17 protein-coding genes are annotated in these 19,195 nt (G+C 60.9%); 12 read left to right on the plus strand and 5 right to left on the minus strand.

What is annotated here, in order from left to right:
* Positions 1-220 precede the first annotated feature (220 nt).
* Together PSEUDOMOFG3G_RS23995 and PSEUDOMOFG3G_RS24000 are read right to left on the minus strand one after the other, a co-directional pair.
* On the minus strand, positions 221-1,714 hold the full coding sequence (locus PSEUDOMOFG3G_RS23995) for a CoA-acylating methylmalonate-semialdehyde dehydrogenase (protein ID WP_139051231.1): 1,494 nt from the start codon (positions 1,712-1,714) through the stop codon (positions 221-223).
* A gap of 72 nt (positions 1,715-1,786) precedes the next feature.
* The gene (locus PSEUDOMOFG3G_RS24000) at positions 1,787-3,136 is read right to left on the minus strand and encodes an aspartate aminotransferase family protein (protein ID WP_139051232.1); all 1,350 of its coding nucleotides are present in this window, start codon (positions 3,134-3,136) and stop codon (positions 1,787-1,789) included.
* Between the two features lie 122 nt (positions 3,137-3,258).
* On the opposite strand from PSEUDOMOFG3G_RS24000, the gene PSEUDOMOFG3G_RS24005 reads away from it, so the two are divergent.
* From PSEUDOMOFG3G_RS24005 to PSEUDOMOFG3G_RS24030, 6 genes are all read left to right on the plus strand, one after another.
* Positions 3,259-4,179 carry a LysR family transcriptional regulator gene (locus PSEUDOMOFG3G_RS24005; protein ID WP_047227434.1) on the plus strand — a complete coding sequence of 307 codons (921 nt, stop codon included), beginning with the start codon at positions 3,259-3,261 and terminating at the stop codon, positions 4,177-4,179.
* 131 nt (positions 4,180-4,310) lie between these two features.
* The gene (locus PSEUDOMOFG3G_RS24010) at positions 4,311-4,961 is read left to right on the plus strand and encodes a TetR/AcrR family transcriptional regulator (RefSeq protein ID WP_047227433.1); all 651 of its coding nucleotides are present in this window, start codon (positions 4,311-4,313) and stop codon (positions 4,959-4,961) included.
* A gap of 7 nt (positions 4,962-4,968) precedes the next feature.
* Positions 4,969-5,550, plus strand: coding sequence for a YigZ family protein (locus tag PSEUDOMOFG3G_RS24015; protein WP_139051233.1), 582 nt, complete (start codon positions 4,969-4,971; stop codon positions 5,548-5,550).
* Positions 5,551-6,087: 537 nt separating this feature from the next.
* Positions 6,088-7,641 (plus strand): ABC transporter ATP-binding protein, encoded by a 1,554-nt coding sequence (locus PSEUDOMOFG3G_RS24020; RefSeq protein WP_076386468.1) that lies wholly within the window; start codon positions 6,088-6,090, stop codon positions 7,639-7,641.
* Positions 7,642-7,651: 10 nt separating this feature from the next.
* Entirely contained in the window at positions 7,652-8,758 is a 1,107-nt protein-coding gene (locus PSEUDOMOFG3G_RS24025; RefSeq protein WP_047227430.1) for an ABC transporter permease, read from the plus strand.
* Positions 8,758-9,684: an ABC transporter permease gene (locus PSEUDOMOFG3G_RS24030; RefSeq protein ID WP_139051234.1), complete on the plus strand. Its 927-nt coding sequence runs from the start codon at positions 8,758-8,760 to the stop codon at positions 9,682-9,684. Before PSEUDOMOFG3G_RS24025 ends, PSEUDOMOFG3G_RS24030 begins: the two co-directional genes overlap by 1 nt.
* 66 nt (positions 9,685-9,750) lie before the next feature.
* Here the strand turns inward: PSEUDOMOFG3G_RS24030 and PSEUDOMOFG3G_RS24035 are convergent, their stop codons facing one another.
* Positions 9,751-10,191: a hypothetical protein gene (locus tag PSEUDOMOFG3G_RS24035; RefSeq protein ID WP_139051235.1), complete on the minus strand. Its 441-nt coding sequence runs from the start codon at positions 10,189-10,191 to the stop codon at positions 9,751-9,753.
* Between the two features lie 81 nt (positions 10,192-10,272).
* Here PSEUDOMOFG3G_RS24035 and PSEUDOMOFG3G_RS24040 point away from each other — a divergent pair, with 81 nt between their 5' ends.
* From PSEUDOMOFG3G_RS24040 to PSEUDOMOFG3G_RS24050, 3 genes are all read left to right on the plus strand, one after another.
* On the plus strand, positions 10,273-10,623 hold the full coding sequence (locus tag PSEUDOMOFG3G_RS24040) for a MerR family transcriptional regulator (protein WP_047227427.1): 351 nt from the start codon (positions 10,273-10,275) through the stop codon (positions 10,621-10,623).
* Positions 10,624-10,648: 25 nt separating this feature from the next.
* Positions 10,649-11,335: an SDR family oxidoreductase gene (locus tag PSEUDOMOFG3G_RS24045; protein ID WP_047227426.1), complete on the plus strand. Its 687-nt coding sequence runs from the start codon at positions 10,649-10,651 to the stop codon at positions 11,333-11,335.
* A gap of 247 nt (positions 11,336-11,582) precedes the next feature.
* Positions 11,583-12,941, plus strand: coding sequence for an 8-oxoguanine deaminase (locus tag PSEUDOMOFG3G_RS24050; protein ID WP_139051236.1), 1,359 nt, complete (start codon positions 11,583-11,585; stop codon positions 12,939-12,941).
* Positions 12,942-13,044: 103 nt separating this feature from the next.
* On the opposite strand, the gene PSEUDOMOFG3G_RS24055 is transcribed toward PSEUDOMOFG3G_RS24050, so the two are convergent.
* The gene (locus PSEUDOMOFG3G_RS24055) at positions 13,045-14,136 is read right to left on the minus strand and encodes a calcium:proton antiporter (RefSeq protein ID WP_047227424.1); all 1,092 of its coding nucleotides are present in this window, start codon (positions 14,134-14,136) and stop codon (positions 13,045-13,047) included.
* Positions 14,137-14,427: 291 nt separating this feature from the next.
* Here PSEUDOMOFG3G_RS24055 and PSEUDOMOFG3G_RS24060 point away from each other — a divergent pair, with 291 nt between their 5' ends.
* The 3 genes from PSEUDOMOFG3G_RS24060 (at position 14,428) to PSEUDOMOFG3G_RS24070 (ending at position 17,657) form a co-directional block, all read left to right on the plus strand.
* Positions 14,428-15,510, plus strand: coding sequence for a BMP family ABC transporter substrate-binding protein (locus PSEUDOMOFG3G_RS24060; protein ID WP_139051237.1), 1,083 nt, complete (start codon positions 14,428-14,430; stop codon positions 15,508-15,510).
* Positions 15,511-15,654: 144 nt separating this feature from the next.
* Complete coding sequence (locus PSEUDOMOFG3G_RS24065; protein WP_139051238.1) at positions 15,655-16,620, plus strand: 2-oxoglutarate and iron-dependent oxygenase domain-containing protein; 966 nt, start codon at positions 15,655-15,657, stop codon at positions 16,618-16,620.
* An 83-nt stretch (positions 16,621-16,703) separates the two neighbouring features.
* Positions 16,704-17,657 (plus strand): adenosine deaminase, encoded by a 954-nt coding sequence (locus PSEUDOMOFG3G_RS24070; RefSeq protein WP_076386484.1) that lies wholly within the window; start codon positions 16,704-16,706, stop codon positions 17,655-17,657.
* Between the two features lie 121 nt (positions 17,658-17,778).
* Here PSEUDOMOFG3G_RS24070 and PSEUDOMOFG3G_RS24075 read toward each other — a convergent pair whose 3' ends face one another.
* Positions 17,779-19,161, minus strand: coding sequence for an MFS transporter (locus PSEUDOMOFG3G_RS24075; RefSeq protein WP_139051239.1), 1,383 nt, complete (start codon positions 19,159-19,161; stop codon positions 17,779-17,781).
* Positions 19,162-19,195 lie beyond the last annotated feature (34 nt).

The raw sequence follows: 19,195 nt of genomic DNA on the forward strand, positions 1-19,195 counted from the left end.
CAAGCTTCGATGACCTGAAGCCCTGCGCTGCCTAAAATCGTTTAACTCATTGAAACTCAAGGAGTTTTTCGTTTCGACTGCGCCGGAAGTGGGGCGAATTATAGACGTCCAGGATTTGCCGTCAACATCTATTTTCATATTTCTGTCACAACAGCCAAAAGCCCCCCGCAAACACAGAGGCCGGTGTCCAAAGACACCGGCCTCTTCACCCACCTACCGCTTACAAGCTCGGGAAGGCGAACTGTGACGCCTCGTGGCTGGCACGCTGCGGCCAACGCTGGGTAATGGCCTTGCGACGGGTATAGAAGCGCACCCCGTCCGGACCATAGGCATGCAGATCGCCAAACAGCGAACGCTTCCACCCACCGAAGCTGTGGTAGGCCACGGGCACCGGCAAAGGAACGTTGACGCCTACCATGCCGACTTCGATTTCATCGCAGAACAACCGCGCCGCCTCACCATCACGGGTAAAGATGCATGTGCCGTTGCCATACTCGTGATCGTTGATCAGTTGCATCGCCTCTTCCAGGCTGTTGACCCGGACGATGCACAGCACCGGCCCGAAAATCTCTTCTTTATAGATGCGCATCTCAGGCGTCACGCGATCAAACAGGCAGCCGCCCAGGAAGAACCCCTCCTCATGCCCGGCCACGCTCAAACCGCGACCATCGACAACCAGCGACGCACCCGCCGATACGCCATCTTCTATATAGCCGCTGACCTTGTCGCGATGCTGACCGGTCACCAATGGCCCCATGTCCAGTCCGCACGACGTACCCGCGCCGATTTTCAGTGACTGGATCTGCGGCACCAGCTTGGCGACCAGCGCATCCGCCACCTGATCGCCCACACACACCGCCACGGAGATCGCCATGCAGCGTTCGCCGCACGAACCGTAGGCCGCCCCCATCAGCGCACTGACGGCGTTATCCAGATCCGCATCCGGCATCAAGACCGCATGGTTCTTCGCCCCACCCAGTGCCTGCACGCGTTTGCCGCGCCGGGTGCCTTCGGCATAGATGTATTCAGCAATCGGCGTGGAGCCGACAAAACTCAGCGCCTTCACCTCCGGCGCTTCGATCAGCGCGTCCACTGCAGCTTTGTCGCCATGCACCACGCTCAATACGCCTTTGGGCAACCCGGCTTCCAGAAGCAATTGGGCGATCAGCAACGTCGAACTAGGGTCACGCTCGGACGGTTTGAGGATGAAGCAGTTGCCACAAACGATCGCCAGCGGGTACATCCACAGCGGCACCATCGCCGGGAAGTTGAATGGCGTGATGCCCGCCACCACGCCCAAGGGCTGGAAGTCTGACCACGCGTCGATGTTCGGTCCTACGTTACGGCTGTATTCGCCCTTCAGAATCTCCGGTGCCGCGCAGGCGAATTCAACGTTCTCGATCCCGCGCTTAAGCTCTCCAGCCGCGTCTTCCAGGGTCTTGCCGTGCTCTTCGCTGATCAACTGGGCGATGCGCGACTCGTTCTGCTCCAACAACTGCTTGAACCGGAACATTACCTGCGCGCGTTTGGCCGCCGGTGTGCTGCGCCAGGCAGGGAAAGCCGCCTTGGCGGCGTCGATAGCCTGCTGGACCGTCGCACGATCGGCCAGAGGCACCTGATGAATCGCCTGGCCGGTGGAAGGGTTGAACACGTCGGCGGTACGAGCGCTGTCGCTCAACAGTTCGCCATTGATCAAATGCGCAATGAGGCTCATGGGGACTCCAGAATGTTATCCACAGGCGCCCGCTGCCGGACGCCCGTATTAAAAGCTATATAGAGGGACGCGTCAGTCGAGTTTGTTCAGCACTTCACCGACCGCATCGAACAAACGATCCAGATCCTGTGGCTTGCTGTTGAACGTTGGCCCGAATTGCAGGGTGTCACCGCCGAAACGCACGTAGAACCCCTTTTTCCACAACGCCATGCCAGCCTCGAACGGGCGCACGATCGCATCGCCATCGCGGGGCGCAATCTGGATTGCCCCGGCCAGGCCATAGTTGCGGATGTCGATGATGTTCTTCGCCCCCTTCAGGCCATGCAAGGCCTTCTCGAAATGCGGAGCCACCTCGGCCACGCTTTGTACAAGGTTTTCCTTTTGCAGCAGATCCAGTGCCGCCAAGCCTGCCGCGCATGCCACCGGATGCGCCGAATAGGTGTAGCCATGGGGGAATTCCACTGCGTACTCAGGCGTCGGCTGGTTCATGAACGTCTGGTAGATCTCGGAGCTGGCAATCACCGCGCCCATGGGGATCGCGCCATTGGTAACCTGCTTGGCAATGCACATGAGATCCGGGGTCACGCCGAAACTATCGGCACCGAACATCGAACCGGTGCGGCCGAACCCGGTGATGACCTCGTCGAACACCAACAAGATGCTGTGCTGATCGCAGATTTCCCGCAGGCGCTTGAGATACCCCTCAGGCGGCACCAGTACGCCAGCGGAGCCGGCCATCGGTTCAACAAACACCGCGGCGATGTTGGAGGCATCGTGCAGTTCGATCAGCTTCAACAGCTCATCGGCCAAGGCGATACCACCCTCTTTTGGCATGCCACGGGAATAGGCATTGCTTGCCAGCAACGTGTGGGGCAAGTGATCGACGTCCATCATCGCCTGGCCGAACAACTTGCGGTTGCCGCTGACGCCGCCCAGGCTGGTACCGGCGATATTCACGCCATGGTAACCACGAGCACGGCCGATCATCTTGGTCTTGGTCGCCCGGCCCTTGAGACGCCAGTAGGCGCGGACCATTTTCACCGCGGTATCGGCACACTCGGAACCGGAGTCGGTGAAAAACACATGGTTGAGGTTGCCCGGTGTCAGGCTGGTGATTTTTTCTGCCAACTGGAACGACAGCGGATGGCCGTACTGGAAGCCCGGCGAGTAGTCGAGGGTGCCCAACTGTTTGGCGACCGCTTCCTGGATTTCCTTGCGGGTGTGCCCGGCGCCGCACGTCCACAGGCCCGACAGCGAGTCGTAGACCTTGCGCCCTTTGTCATCCACCAGCCAACTGCCTTCGGCGGCGACGATCAGACGTGGATCGCGCTGGAAGTTGCGGTTGGCGGTGTAAGGCATCCAGTGGGCATCAAGCTTGAGCTGGCTGGCCAGGGAGCCGGCAGCATGTTCGGGCATGTTCATCGACAGAACCTCGCAGGAGAGAAGCGACAGGGATCCAAAGGCGTTCTTGCAGCTAACTTGCCACGGCGATAAAGTCGATGAAATCCAACTTTTCTAACCTTCAGTCAGCAGATCACTAAACTATGAGCGCGCGTCGTCCCGATCCACTGGCCCAGGTCAGCGACTTTGATATTCGTCTGTTGCGCATTTTTCGCAGCGTGGTGGAGTGCGGTGGATTCTCCGCAGCGGAGACGGTGCTTGGGATCGGTCGCTCCGCCATCAGCCAGCAGATGAGCGACCTTGAACAGCGTCTTGGCCTACGGTTGTGCCAGCGCGGGCGGGCGGGCTTTTCCCTGACGGAGGAAGGCCGCGAGGTCTATCAATCGGCGTTGCAACTATTAAGTGCACTGGAAAGCTTTCGCACCGAAGTCAACGGCCTGCATCAACACTTGCGCGGCGAATTGATCATCGGCCTGACCGATAATCTCGTCACCCTGCCCCACATGCGCATCACCCATGCCCTGGCCCAATTGAAGGAACGCGGTCCAGACGTGCAGATTCAGATTCGCATGATCGCCCCCAACGAAGTCGAACAAGGCGTACTCGACGGCCGACTGCATGTCGGCGTGGTGCCTCAGGCCAGTGCCCTTTCCGGGCTGGAGTATCAACCGCTCTACAGCGAACGTTCGCTGTTGTATTGCGCGGTCGGGCATCCGTTGTTTTATGTGGATGACCAACAACTGGACGACGCTCGCCTCAACAGCCAGGATGCCATCGCCCCGACCTTCCGCCTGCCCGCCGAGATCCAGGCCCACTACCAGGCACTCAATTGCACTGCCAGTGCATCGGACCGCGAAGGCATGGCGTTCCTGATTCTTACAGGGCGCTACATCGGTTACCTGCCGGATCATTACGCCAGCCTGTGGGTCCAGCAGGGACGGTTGCGCGCCCTCAAACCCACGGCCCGTTTCTATGATTTGAGCCTGGCGTCAGTCACGCGCAAGGGGCGTCGGCCTCATCTGGTGCTGGAGAGTTTTCTCCAGAGCCTGGCGGCAACCCGCTAACCCTTGGTCCGACATTGGCTGGGTTAGTCTGCCCCCAGCGAAAGGCTTTTAGTGTGATGGCACTTGTCGGATCGCTGCCGGTGCGCTATCAACGCATTTGCTTGCCCCACAGACCCAGCCCGGAAACGCCCATGACCTTTGAAGTCCCTGCCCACGGTGGCAAGCCCACCAGCCGCATTCGTCAAAAAAACGAAGAGACCATCCTCAAGGCCGCCGAAGATGAATTCGCCCGTCACGGGTTCAAAGGCACCAGCATGAATGCCATTGCCTTGAAGGCCGGGCTGCCCAAGGCGAACCTGCATTATTACTTCACCAACAAGCTTGGGTTGTACGTGGCGGTGCTGAGCAACATCATCGAGTTGTGGGACAGCACCTTTAATACCCTCACCGCCGAGGATGATCCGGCCGAAGCCCTGACCCGCTACATCCGCGCCAAAATGGAGTTCTCCCGCCGCCATCCCCAGGCGTCCCGGCTTTTCGCCATGGAAGTGATCAGCGGCGGTGAATGCCTGACTGAATATTTCAACCAGGATTATCGCACCTGGTTCAACGGCCGCGCGGCAGTGTTCCAGGCCTGGATCGATGCCGGCAAGATGGACCCGATCGACCCCGTGCACCTGATCTTTCTATTGTGGGGAAGTACTCAGCATTACGCCGACTTCGCCACCCAGATCTGCCGCGTGACCGGTCGCAGCAAGCTGACCAAGCAGGACATGATCGATGCCGGCGACAACCTGATCCGCATCATTCTCAAGGGCTGCGGCCTGAAACCAACCTTTTAAGATCCTCATGCCTTTTACCCTCACCGGCTTTTGTGAATACCGCGAAGAGATTCGCAAAAGCCGCTTCATCACCCTCGCCGCCCCTATCACCAGCCCTGCCGACGCCGTGGCCTTTATAGAGCAGCACAGCGATCTGAACGCCACACACAACTGCTGGGCCTGGAAACTCGGCGACCAATACCGCAGCAACGACGACGGCGAACCGGGTGGCACCGCCGGGCGGCCGATCCTGGCGGCCATCGAAGCCCAGGCTTGCGATCAGGTCGTGGTGCTGGTGATCCGTTGGTACGGTGGAATCCAGTTGGGCACCGGAGGCTTGGCCCGGGCCTATGGCGGGGGCGCGAACAAATGCCTGCAAAACGCCGAGAAGGTTGAGTTGATCAGCCGTGTGGCGCTGCGCTGCACCTGCGGTTTCGCGGAACTGGCCCTGGTGAAACTGCGGGTCGCCGAGTGCGGCGGGCTGGTGAACACAGAAAGCTTTACAGCCAATGGCGTGGACTTGCAGGTGGCCGTGGGTGAAACGCAGATCGAAACATTGCAAAAGCAATTGGCGGACCTGAGCCGTGGACGGATTCTGCTGGCCCGTTGAGCGCGAGGGGGTCTGCGACTTTTCAGGGCAAACGCCATCGTGCGACTTGCCCACATCCACTGTGCACCCGACTGTGGATAACCTGAGCACATTCCGCTGTAACCCTTCTGTCATGCGGCTTTGCGGCCGTTGTTCGTTTTTTGATCAAAGCACTGTTTTCTGTACGAATTCTTCAGCAAAACAAATGCTTGCGAGGTTTTATCACCTTTAGAAGAAAGCCGGGCGCTGGTTATGCCAGACCTTCAGGCTTGCGCACAATAACTGTGGAACATCCTGTGGATAACCCGTTCATGGCTCACGCCGTCCCATGAAAGGCATGGCTCACAGCCGCCTGATCATTTTTTAACCACCCGTTTCGGGGCACAAACAGCGCCTCTATCACCTGCTCGCCCCATTGCGGTGCCCTATCCACAACGAGGGTGTTGGCGGGTAAGCCAAGCCGATAGGCAAAGCGCGGGGCTCGCTGACATTTCCTGACCTACTGGCCAGGAAATTGCTTTATCCACAGGCATTCATGTCCCCTGACCCGAGCCTGTCATGTCCGACCCCGATTCCATCCCGCGCCTGCAATTGCGCAAGATCAGCAAACGCTACCCAGGTTGCCTGGCCAATGACGCCATCGACCTGAGCATCCAGCCCGGCGAGATCCACGCGCTGCTCGGCGAAAACGGTGCTGGCAAAAGCACCCTGATGAAGATTATCTACGGCGTTACCCAAGCCGATTCGGGCGAGGTGATCTGGCAAGGCCAACGGGTCGACCTGCGCAACCCGGCCCAGGCCCGTAGCCTGGGCATCGGTATGGTGTTCCAGCATTTCTCGCTGTTTGAAACCCTGACCGTGGCGCAGAACATCGCCCTGGCCATGGGCGCGGCAGCCGGCACACCGGCGCAACTGGAGCCGCGAATCCGCGAAGTTTCCCAACGCTACGGCATGGCCCTGGAGCCGCAGCGGTTGGTCCACAGCCTGTCGATTGGCGAACGTCAACGGGTGGAGATCATTCGTTGCTTGATGCAAGACATCCGTCTGCTGATTCTCGATGAACCTACCTCGGTGCTGACGCCCCAGGAAGCCGAAGAACTGTTCGTGACCCTGCGGCGCCTGGCGAGCGAAGGCTGCAGCATTTTGTTCATCAGCCACAAGTTGGGCGAGGTCCGCGCGTTGTGCCACAGCGCGACGGTGCTGCGCGGCGGACGGGTGTCAGGGCATTGCACACCAGCGCAGTGCTCGGACCGGGAACTGGCGCAGTTGATGGTCGGCGAAGCGGCCGGGCTGATCGCGGACTATCCCAAGGTCAGCGCAGACAAAGCGTTCCTTGAGATCCACAAACTGTCATGGCCAAACCCAGACCCGTTCGGTTGCTCGTTACGGGATATAGACCTTGAGGTACGCAGCGGCGAAATCGTCGGTATCGCCGGAGTGGCGGGGAATGGGCAGGACGAGTGGCTGGCATTACTCAGCGGTGAAACGCAACTGCCCCGCCACAAAGGCGAGACGATCAGGTTCGATGGGCAACCGGTGGCGCATCTGCGCCCCAATGCCCGGCGCCGCCTCGGGCTGGCATTTGTTCCAGCCGAACGCCTGGGCCACGGCGCCGTGCCGCAATTGAGCCTGGCGGATAACGCCCTGCTCAGCGCCTTCCAACAAGGACTGATCCGTTGCGGCCTGATTCAACGGCGCAAGGTCGAGCACCTGGCCGAGGAGATTATCCGTCGTTTTGGGGTGAAGACGCCCGACACCAGAACCCCGGCGCGCAGCCTCTCGGGGGGCAACCTGCAAAAATTCATCCTCGGTCGGGAAATCCTTCAACAGCCCAGGCTGCTGGTGGCGGCGCATCCGACCTGGGGCGTAGACGTCGGCGCGGCGGCGACCATCCACAGGGCCCTGATTGCCTTACGCGATGCGGGGGCCGCCATCCTGGTGATCTCCGAAGACCTCGACGAACTGTTCCAGATCAGCGACCGCCTCGGCGCTTTGTGTGGCGGGCGTTTGTCCGCCTTGAGGCCCACTGTCCAAACCCGGCTTAGCGACGTCGGCGGCTGGATGGCCGGCCAGTTCGACGCCCCTCAATCCCCTGATCCCGCGACGGTCTAACGGAGTTTTTATGCTGCTGTCTCTTGAACCCCGCGGCCAACAATCGCGCCTGATGCTCTGGTGCTCGCCGCTGCTGGCCGCCGTATTGACCCTGGGCTGTGGCTCGCTGCTGTTCGCCGTCCTGGGGCATGATCCGTTGCAAACCTTGTACACCTTGTTGATCGCCCCGATCAGTGATCTATACGGTGTGTCCGAATGGCTGGTCAAAGCCTTGCCGATCCTGCTCTGCGCCCTCGGCCTGGCGGTGGCCTACCAGGCACGAATCTGGAACATTGGCGCCGAGGGACAATTGCTATTGGGCGCCCTGGCCGGCAGCGCCGTCGCGGTGAACATCATCGGCATGCAAAGCCGCTGGGCACTGGTGCTGATTCTGCTGACCGGCACCCTCGCCGGTGCCGCCTGGGCCGGGCTCACGGCGTGGCTACGCACGCGCTTCAATGCCAATGAAATCCTGACCAGCATCATGCTCAATTACATCGCACTTAACCTGCTGCTGTTCTGCGTTCACGGACCGCTGAAAGACCCGGCCGGGTTCAACTTTCCGGAGTCGGCGATGTTCGGCGATGCCAGTCGCCTGCCATTGCTGGTGGAAGACGGGCGGCTTCATGCCGGGTTGTATTTCGCCCTGCTGGCACTGGTGGCGGTCTGGGTGTTGCTGCAGAAAAGTTTTGTCGGGTTTCAGATCAAAGTGCTGGGCCTGGACGCTCGGGCCGCCGGCTTCGCCGGCTTTCGCCAGAAGCCGCTGGTGTGGCTGGCGCTGTTGATCAGCGGTGCACTGGCCGGGCTCGCCGGTGTCTGCGAAGTGACCGGGCCAATCGGCCAACTGGTGCCGCAAGTGTCACCGGGCTACGGCTATGCGGCGATTACCGTGGCGTTCCTGGGACGTCTGAATCCCATCGGCATTCTGTTCGCCAGCCTGCTGATGGCCTTGTTGTACATCGGCGGCGAAAGCGCGCAGATGTCGCTGAACCTTCCCCAGGCAATCACCCAGCTGTTCCAGGGCATGATGCTGTTTTTCCTGTTGGCCTGCGACGTACTGATCCTGTATCGGCCGCGCCTGAACCTGCGCTGGGCCCGGCGCACCCGGACCACCGCCGTACAGGCAGGAGCGCTGTGATGGATATCGACCTGTTGAGCAATATTTTCTACGCTATGATCCGTTGCGGCACACCGTTGCTGCTGGTGGCCCTGGGTGAGCTGATCTGCGAGAAAAGTGGTGTTTTGAACCTGGGCCAGGAAGGCATGTTGCTGTTCGGCGCGGTGATCGGTTTTATCGTCGCGTTCAACAGCGGCAACCTGTGGCTTGGCGTGCTGCTGGCGATGGCCGCCGGGATGCTGTTGTCGGCGCTGTTCGCGTTGGTAGCGCTGGTGTTCAATGCCAATCAGGTGGCCACCGGGTTGGCGCTGACGATTTTCGGCGTGGGGCTGTCGAGTTTTGTCGGCGCGGCCTGGGTCGGCAAGCCGCTGGCGGGGTTCGAGCCGCTGGCGATTCCCTACTTGAGCGACATCCCGTTGATCGGGCGGATGTTGTTTGCCCAGGATCTGCTGGTGTACCTGTCTTTTGCACTGTTCGCCCTGGTGGCCTGGGTGATTGTGAAAAGTCGCGTTGGGCTGATTATCCAGGCGGTGGGGGAAAATCCCGATGCCGCCAGTGCCATGGGCCTGCCGGTGTTGCGGGTGCGGACCCTGGCGGTGCTGTTCGGCGGTGCCATGGCCGGGCTGGCGGGTGCCTACCTGTCGCTGGCGTACACGCCGATGTGGGCCGAGAACATGAGCGCCGGGCGCGGCTGGATCGCCCTGGCGCTGGTGGTGTTCGCCAGTTGGCGAGTCTGGCGCCTGCTGCTGGGCGCCTACCTGTTCGGCCTCGCCAGCATCCTGCACCTGGTGGCCCAGGGCTTGGGGCTGGCGATTCCATCGAGCTTGCTGGCGATGCTGCCGTACGTCGCGACCATTGTGGTGTTGGTGTTGCTGTCCCGGGACGCGGTGCGCACGCGGCTGTACGCGCCGGTGTCGCTGGGACAGCCTTGGCAGGCAGGGCATTGAGGTAGACGGCGGCGCGCCTATCGCGAGCAGGCTCGCTCCCACATTTGATCGGGGTGACCGTCAGTTTCAGGCTCGCCCCATCTCTCCCTGTGGGAGCGAGCCTGCTCGCGATGAGGCCCGAACAGGCAATACCTGAACCAAGCCCCACACCAACTCGAAAAACAGGAAAACCCACAACACCGCACTGGCCCCATGAAGCAGTGCATACAGCATCCAGACGGAAAACAAAAACCGCCCCGCCGCGTCATAACGCCCGTACAGCGGCTGCGGATCACGAATCCGCAGCACCGCCCACACGCAGACAATCGAGCCCAGCAGATTCACCATCAGCACATGCGCCGGCGCGAACGGCGGCAGTTCTCCAGGCAGGTCAAATAGCTGAGTCATACTCATCAACACACCATGCAACGCCGCAAAGCTCCACGGCGTGGCCAGCACGGCCGACACGATGAGGTCATACCAGGCACTGCCGCGCACCACCCGGCGATATTGCATCAAAGTCCACATACACCTTGCTCCAGATAATTGGGAAGCAAAGAGCCTAAAGCCTGGGGTATGCTCCAAGGTCAAGCCCTTCGGAGACCCACCATGCGCATCGGTGAACTCGCCCAAGCCTGCGCCGTCAGCCGTGACACCCTGCGCTTCTATGAGCAGCGTGGCCTGATCGCGGCGCAGCGCAGCGCCAATGGCTATCGCCACTACCCCGCCGACATGGTGCAACTGGTGCTTTACATCAAGACCGCCCAGCGTCTGGGTTTTACCCTCGGCGAGATCGGCGCCAGCGTCGCCGCCCTGTGGCAGGCGCAGGACCCTGACTGCGCCGTGACGCAATTGCTGCAAGACAAACTGAACCTGATCGAAACCCGTATGACCGAACTCGACGCGTTGCGCCATGAGCTGAAACAACGGCTCGGGCAACGCTGTCCATTAAATCCGTGACCTTTTTTCATCAAGGATGCTCCTCATGAATTCGGCAAAAAACGCATTGATCATTGGCGCCTCCCGGGGCCTGGGCCTCGGCCTGGTGAAGACGCTGCTCAGCGATGGCTGGAGCGTGACCGCCACCGTGCGCAACCCGCAGAACGCCGAGGCGTTGAAGGCACTGGGCCCAGTGCGGATCGAAAAGCTCGACATGGACGACCAGCAAGCCGTCATCACCCTGAGCCAGCAGCTCAAGGACGAAACCTTCGACCTGTTGTTCGTCAATGCCGGCGTCAAAGGCCCTGACAACCAGAGCCCCGGCGGTGCGACGCTGGCCGAAGTCGGCCAGTTGTTCTTCACCAACGCCGTGGCACCGATCAATCTGGCCCAGCGTTTCGTCGGCCAGATCCGCGACGGCAGTGGCGTGCTGGCATTCATGAGCTCCGTGCTGGGCAGCGTGACCATGCCTGACGCCCCGGAACTGGCGCTGTACAAGGCCAGCAAGGCGGCGCTCAATTCGATGACCAATAGTTTTGTCACTCAATTGGGCGAGCAGACATTGACGGTTCTGTCGCTGCACCCGGGCTGGGTGAAGACCGACATGGGTGGCGAAGGGGCGGACATTGATGTCGAGACCAGCACCCGCGGCCTGATTGATCAGGTCAATGCCTTTGCCGGCAAGGGTGGGCATCATTTCGTCAACTACAAGGGCGAGACGATTCCCTGGTAACCCAAGCCTTCCCCCTGTGGGAGCGAGCCTGCTCGCGATTGCGGCCTGACATTCACCATGATGTCGACTGACACACCGCTATCGCGAGCAGGCTCGCTCCCACATGGCTCCCGTTCAACTCTGGAAATGTGCCCCGCAACCTGAGTAAACTCAGCACCTCGCCCTACCCAACGGGCGACCCTGGATCAGCAGACAGGGCATCACTGAGCTGGCTAACCTGAACCCACTTTCAGAGGAGCCGGCCACCATGCCTGCGACCCGTACCTGGTTAAAAAATCCCCTCGCCATCTTCACGGCCAACGACCTCGATGCCCGTGGCGGTCTTGTCCTGCAAAACGGCGTGATCGTCGAATTGCTGATGGCCGGCCAGCAACCCGCCCAGCCCTGCGACACAGTCTTCGACGCCGGCGAACATGTGATCCTGCCGGGGCTGATCAACACCCATCATCATTTCTACCAGACCCTGACTCGCGCCTGGGCACCGGTGGTGAACCAGCCCCTGTTCCCGTGGCTGAAAACCCTCTACCCGGTATGGGCGCGGTTGACACCGGAAAAGCTCGCTTTGGCGAGCAAAGTGGCGCTGGCCGAACTGTTGCTTTCAGGCTGCACCACAGCGGCCGATCACCATTACCTGTTCCCCGAAGGCTTGGAAAATGCCATCGATGTGCAGGTGCAAAGTGTCCGTGAACTGGGCATGCGCGCGATGCTGACCCGCGGTTCCATGAGCCTGGGCGAAGCCGACGGTGGCTTGCCGCCACAACAGACCGTGCAGCAGGGCCACGTGATTCTCGAGGACAGTCTGCGGTTGATCAGCCAATACCATGAGCGCGGCGACGGTGCGCAAATCCAGATTGCCCTGGCGCCTTGTTCACCGTTTTCGGTCACGCCTGAAATCATGCGCGCCAGCGCCGAGCTGGCGGAGAAACTCGACGTACGCCTGCACACTCACCTGGCCGAAACCCTCGACGAAGAGGACTTCTGCCTGCAACGCTTCGGCCTGCGCACCGTGGACTACCTGGACAGCGTCGGCTGGCTCGGCCCGCGCACCTGGCTGGCCCACGGCATTCATTTCAATCCTGAGGAAATCACCCGGCTCGGCGCCGCCGGCACCGGCATCTGCCATTGCCCAAGCTCCAACATGCGCCTGGCCTCGGGCATCTGCCCTACCCTGGAACTCACCGCCGCCGGCGCACCGCTGGGCCTGGGTGTGGACGGCTCGGCCTCCAACGATGCCTCGAACATGATCCTGGAAACCCGCCAGGCGTTGTACATTCAGCGCCTGCGCTATGGCGCGCAGGCGATCACCCCGCAGCGAGTGCTGGGCTGGGCGACCCGCGGCTCGGCACAACTGCTGGGGCGCAACGATATCGGTGAGCTGGCGGTGGGCAAACAGGCTGACTTGGCGCTGTTCAAACTCGACGAACTGCGCTTCTCCGGCAGTCACGATCCGGTTTCGGCCCTGCTGCTGTGCGGCGCGGACCGGGCGGACCGAGTGATGGTCGGTGGGCAGTGGCGGGTCATCGGCGGACAGGTCGAAGGGTTGGACCTGAAGGGGTTGATTGCTGATCACAGCCAGGCGGCGCGGGAGTTGATCGCCGGCGCCTGACCGGACGCTATCGCGGGCAAGCCTTGCTCCCACATCAAGGGTGGATGTATGAAGCAGCCTTGCCGTGAGACCAGTGGGAGCAAGGCTTGCCCGCGATACTCTTCTAGAGTCCCAGCAACGACAACATGATAAACGTCGCGAACAACACAAAATGGGTCATGCCTTCAATGGCATTGGTTTCCCCATCGTTGAGGTTGATGGCGCAGACGATCAAGGTGATGAAGATCATCACCGTCTGCACCGGGGTCATTGCCATCTGGAACGGCTGGCCGGTGTAGAGCGCCATCGCTTCCATCACCGGCACGGTGAGGATCACGGTGGACAGCGAAGCCCCCAAGGCGATATTCACCACCGACTGCATACGGTTGGCCAACGCCGCGCGCAAGGCGGTGAGGATTTCCGGTGCCGCGGAAATGGCAGCCACCAGAATCGCCGTAACCACCGGCGGCGCCCCTGAACCTTCCAGCCCCAGGTCGATGGCTTTGGACATGACCTCGGCCAACGCTCCGATCACTACGACGCCAAACACCAGCGCCGCGATGGAGAACGTCAGGCTGATGGGTTTCGGCTGGTTTTCCACCGGCTCTTTCCGACGGCGTTTTTCCGGGTAGCTGTAGCTGAAAAAGTAACTGTGAGGCCCCACCTGCATGCGCAGGAACAGGGTGTACAGCACGATCATCGCGCCGATGGTGAATGCCGAATAGAGCTTCCAGCTCTCTTGGGGAATGAACTCCGGCACCACCATCGACACGCCCATGGCGGTGAGGATCATCACGCTGTAGGTGCGCGCCGAATCATCGTTGTAAGCCTGCTCGCCATGCTTGATTCCGCCCATCAGCGCCGCAAGGCCAAGAATGCCGTTGATATCGAGCATCACCGCAGAATAGATGGTGTCGCGCACCAGCGTTGGCGAGGCTTCGTTGCTCATCATGATCGCCAGGATCACCACTTCTACCAGCACCGCCGACAGGGTCAGGATCATCGTGCCGTAGGGATCGCCGACCTTCTCTGCCAGCAGCTCGGCGTGATGGGCCACACGCATGGAAGCCGCGACGATAAAGCCGATCAGGACCAAACCGCCGAGCAACGCCACGATCTGTCCGCTGCCCAACAGCCAGTGTTCCAGCGGATAGGCGAGCACCGCAGCGATCAGCGCCAGCAACAGCAGTTTTTCTTGCTTGATCAAAGTCAGCATCGCGGGCCTATCAACGTGGGCGGGGTCATGAGCTACTGACTGTAGGGGGCGGCGAACGTTCGGGCGAAGTGACGCACCAGGGAGTGGCGAGTGGGTGGCAGGTGCACCTTTATCGATCTCAAGGACCTCATCGCGAGCAAGCTCGCTCCCACAGGTATTGCGTTGTCCTTGTGGGAGCGAGCTTGCTCGCGATGGCTGCCTCGAAAAGATCACAGATTTTGTTGTCCTATTGGTCAGCATTTTGCATTAGCGCTGTTCAGCCAACCTCACAACAAAATGGAGTTCGAGTTCATGCACAAGCGTCCCTTGAAGATGTTGCTTTGCGCCGTCGCTGCGACTGTCGGTCTGAGCGCCGGCCTGAATGCCAGCGCTGCCGACCCACTGAAGGTCGGTTTCGTCTATATCGGCCCCATCGGTGACCACGGCTGGACCTACCAGCATGAACAGGGACGCAAGGAACTGGTGGCGAAACTCGGCGACCGAATCACCACCAACTACGTGGAAAACGTGCCTGAAGGCGCCGACGCCGAGCGGGTGATCCGCAACATGGCCAAGGACAAGTACGACCTGATCTTCACCACGTCCTTCGGCTACATGAACCCGACATTGAAGGTCGCCAAGCAATTCCCCAAAGTGACCTTCGAACACGCCACCGGCTACAAGCAGGACAAGAACCTGGGCACTTATCTGGCACGCACCTATGAGGGTCGCTACGTCGGCGGCTTCATCGCGGCCAAGATGACCAAAAGCAAAAAAATCGGCTACGTCGCCTCCTTCCCGATTCCAGAAGTGATCCGCGATATCAACGCGATCCAACTGGCCCTGAACAAGTACAACCCCGGCACCGAAATCAAAGTGGTGTGGGTCAACTCCTGGTTCGATCCGGGCAAGGAAGCCGATGCCGCCAACGCACTGATCGACCAGGGCGTGGATGTGGTATTCCAGCACACCGACAGCCCGGCGCCGATCCAGGCCGCCGAGCGGCGCGGCGTCTACGCCGTCGGCTACGCTTCGGACATGACCCACTTCGGTCCCAAGGCGGTGCTGACCTCGATTGTCAACGACTGGGGCCCGCACTACATCCAGGCCACCCAAAGCGTGCTCGACCATAGCTGGAAATCCCAGGACTACTGGGGCGGCCTGAAGGAAGGCACGGTGAAACTGCCGATCAGCGACCTGGTGCCAGCGGCGGTCAAAGGCGAAGCCGAGCAGATCATCGCCGACATCCAGAGCGGTGCTTTCCATCCGTTCACCGGGCCGATCAAGGATCAGGCCGGCGTCGAGAAAATCCCGGCGGGCGTGAGCGCTACCAATGCGCAACTGGCGTCGATGAATTACTACGTCGAAGGTATGAAGGCTGAGATTCCAAAGTAACCCCAGGCTCAACACAACACCCCATGTGGGAGCGAGCCTGCTCGCGATAGCGGACTGACATTCAACGTTGATGTCGACAGACAAATCGCTATCGCGAGCCGGCTCGCTCCCACATCGGCCCCCTCACACAATCAGGAAAGCCGCATGAACAGCCTTCCCATCATCGACATCAGCCCGCTCTACGGCGATGTCCCCAGCGCCTGGCAATCGGTCGCCAACCAGATCGACCAGGCCTGTCGCCAGTGGGGCTTTTTCTACATCAAGGGTCACCCCATCAGCCCGGCTCGCATCAACGAAGTCCTGGACCATGCCCAACGCTTCTTCAGGCTGCCGGTAGAAGAAAAACTCAAGATAGACATCACCCAGACCCGCCATCATCGCGGCTACGGCGCCGTCGCCACCGAACAACTGGACCCGGCCAAACCCAGCGACCTGAAAGAAACCTTCGACATGGGCCTGCACTTGCCGGCCGATCATCCCGACGTGCTGGCGCACAAGCCTCTGCGCGGTCCTAACCGACACCCGGACCTGGCGGGCTGGGAACCCCTGATGGAGCAGCATTACCGCGACATGCAGGCCCTTGCCCAAACACTGCTGCGCGCCATGACCCTGGCGCTCGGCATCGAGCGGGACTTCTTCGACACGCGCTTCACCGAGCCTGTGAGCGTGCTGCGCCTGATTCACTATCCGCCGCGTCACACCGCCAGCTCTGCCGAACAGGAAGGTGCCGGCGCCCATACCGATTACGGCTGCATCACCCTGCTCTACCAGGACGCCGCTGGTGGCCTGCAAGTGCGCAACGTCAACGGCCAATGGATCGACGCGCCGCCCATCGACGGCACGTTCGTGGTCAACCTCGGCGACATGATGGCGCGCTGGAGCAACGACCGTTACCTGTCCACCCCCCACCGGGTGATCAGCCCGCTGGGGGTAGACCGCTACTCGATGCCGTTCTTTGCCGAGCCGCACCCCGACACGCAGATCCAATGCCTGCCCGGTTGTCAGGATGAGGGCCACCCACCGAAGTACCCGACCACCACCTGCGCCGAATTCCTGCTGTCACGCTTCGCTGACACCTATGCTTATCGGCGGGAGCAACAGGCGGTGTAGTGGATCAGCCGGTCAGGTTTTACCAGACATTGCGGCCAGCCCCTGTAGAATGCCTGCCATCGATTCGCTGATGAGAAAAGAACATGTACGACTGGCTGAACGCCTTGCCCAAGGCTGAACTGCATTTGCATCTGGAAGGCTCGCTGGAGCCCGAGCTGCTGTTCGCCCTGGCCGAACGCAACAAGATCGCCCTGCCGTGGAGCGACGTGGACACCCTGCGCAAGGCCTATGCCTTCAACAATCTGCAGGAATTCCTCGACCTGTATTACCAGGGCGCCGACGTGTTGCGCACCTCCCAGGATTTCTACGACCTGACCTGGGCCTACCTGTTGCGCTGCAAGGCGCAGAACGTGATTCACACCGAACCGTTCTTCGACCCGCAGACCCACACCGACCGTGGCGTCCCGTTCGAAGTGGTGCTCAACGGCATCGCCGCGGCGCTCAAGGACGGTGAACAGCAACTGGGCATCACCAGCGGCCTGATCCTGAGTTTCCTGCGCCACCTGAGCGAAGAACAGGCCGAGAAAACCCTCGACCAGGCGCTGCCGTTCCGCGACGCGTTCGTGGCCGTGGGTCTGGACAGTTCGGAAATGGGTCACCCGCCGAGCAAGTTCCAGCGGGTATTCGACCGTGCACGCAACGAGGGCTTCCTGACCGTTGCCCACGCCGGTGAAGAAGGCCCGCCCGAGTACATCTGGCAAGCCCTGGACCTGTTGAAGATCCAGCGCATCGACCACGGCGTGCGGGCCATTGAAGATGAACGACTGATGCAGCGGATCATCGACGAACAGATCCCGCTGACGGTCTGCCCGTTGTCCAACACCAAGTTGTGTGTGTTCGACGACATGTCGCAACACAACATCCTCGACATGCTCGAACGCGGTGTGAAGGTGACGGTCAACTCCGATGACCCGGCGTACTTCGGCGGCTACGTCACCGAAAACTTCCACGCGCTGCACACCCATCTGGGGATGACCCAGGACCAGGCCACACGCCTGGCGCAGAACAGCCTGGATGCACGACTGGTAAAACCCTAAGACGGGTGATGCCCCCCTTGTGGGAGCGAGCCTGCTCGCGATAGCAGCATGACATTCGACATCGATGTCGCCTGACTTACCGCCATCGCGAGCAGGCTCGCTCCCACAAGAGTGAAGTGGTTTAACCGGCCACCGTACCCTCGCTCAACTCCTCCAACGTCTTGCCCCGCGTCTCCACGCCAAACAACCAGACCACCCCCGCCGCCACGGCGAAGCACAGCGCGCCCAGGGCGAACACACCGCCCTGTCCGGTAATGGGAAACACCAATCCGGTGACCAGGGGCCCGAGCAGCGAACCAATGCGACCGACAGCCGAGGCAAAACCCGAGCCCGTGGCCCGTGCCGAGGTGGGGTACAGCTCTGGCGTGTAGGTGTAGAGCACCGCCCACATGCCGAACAGGAAGAACTGCATCAAAAGCCCGGTGCCGATCAGCAGGCCCACGTTGCCGCCAAACACCGCGCTCTGACCATAAAGAAACGCCATCACCCCACCACCCAGCAACGTGACCACGCACACCGGTTTACGTCCCCAGCGCTCCACTAGCCACGCCGCCATGAGGAAGCCGGGAATCCCGCCCAAGGAAATCAGCACGGTGTAATACACCGACTGGGTCACGGCGAATCCGGACTGCTGCAACAAGGCACTGAGCCAGGACGTCAGGCCATAAAAACCGAGCAAGGCGAAGAACCAGACGCTCCAGATCATCATCGTGCGCTGGCGATACAGCGGTGACCAGATCTGCGCCAGGGCCGAAAAGAAATTGCCCGGCGTGCTCTCGCCCCTCGGCAGACGAATCGGTTCAGGCAATTCTCCACGTCCCAACGAGGCTCGGACCTTGTCTTCGATTCGCTTGAGCACGGCGTCCGCCTCGTCCCCCCGGCCGGCCTGTTCCAGCCAGCGCGGCGACTCGGGAATGAAGAAGCGAATGACCAGGACGAACACCGCCGGCACCGCCAACACCAGGAAGATGTCGCGCCAGCCGATCACCGGCAACAGGAAATACGACAGCACGCCCGCCGCCACGAAACCCAACGGCCAGAAGCCATCCATCAACGCGATATAGCGGCCTCGGCGTGTGGCCGGGATCAGTTCCGAGAGCATCGACTGAGCGATCGGAAACTCCATGCCCATGCCGATACCCAGCAGGATGCGGAACAGCATCAGTGAATCGACGCTCTGGGCGGTCGAGCACAAATAACTGGCGACGCCCCACAACACGATGCTCCACTGGAACACCGGCTTGCGCCCGAACCGATCGGCCAGCATGCCCGACAGCGATGCTCCCAGTACCATGCCAAAGAAACTGGAGCTGGCGAGCAAACCTGCCTGGGCGGTGCTTAAGCCAAACTCGGCTTTGATCGAGCCCAGCAGGAACGTCATCATGGCCAGGTCCATGGAATCGAAGAAAAACGCCAAGGCAATAATGATGAAAATAATCCGGTGGTAGCCGCTGATGGGCAGTCGCTCCAGACGTTCCGCCGCGCTGTAGCCGTGAGTATCCATGCTGTTTCCCCCAATCCAAAAAAATCCCAGGTTC

Origin of the sequence: Pseudomonas sp. FG-3G, assembly GCF_901007645.1 — a bacterium.
Lineage (GTDB): Bacteria > Pseudomonadota > Gammaproteobacteria > Pseudomonadales > Pseudomonadaceae > Aquipseudomonas > Aquipseudomonas rhizophila.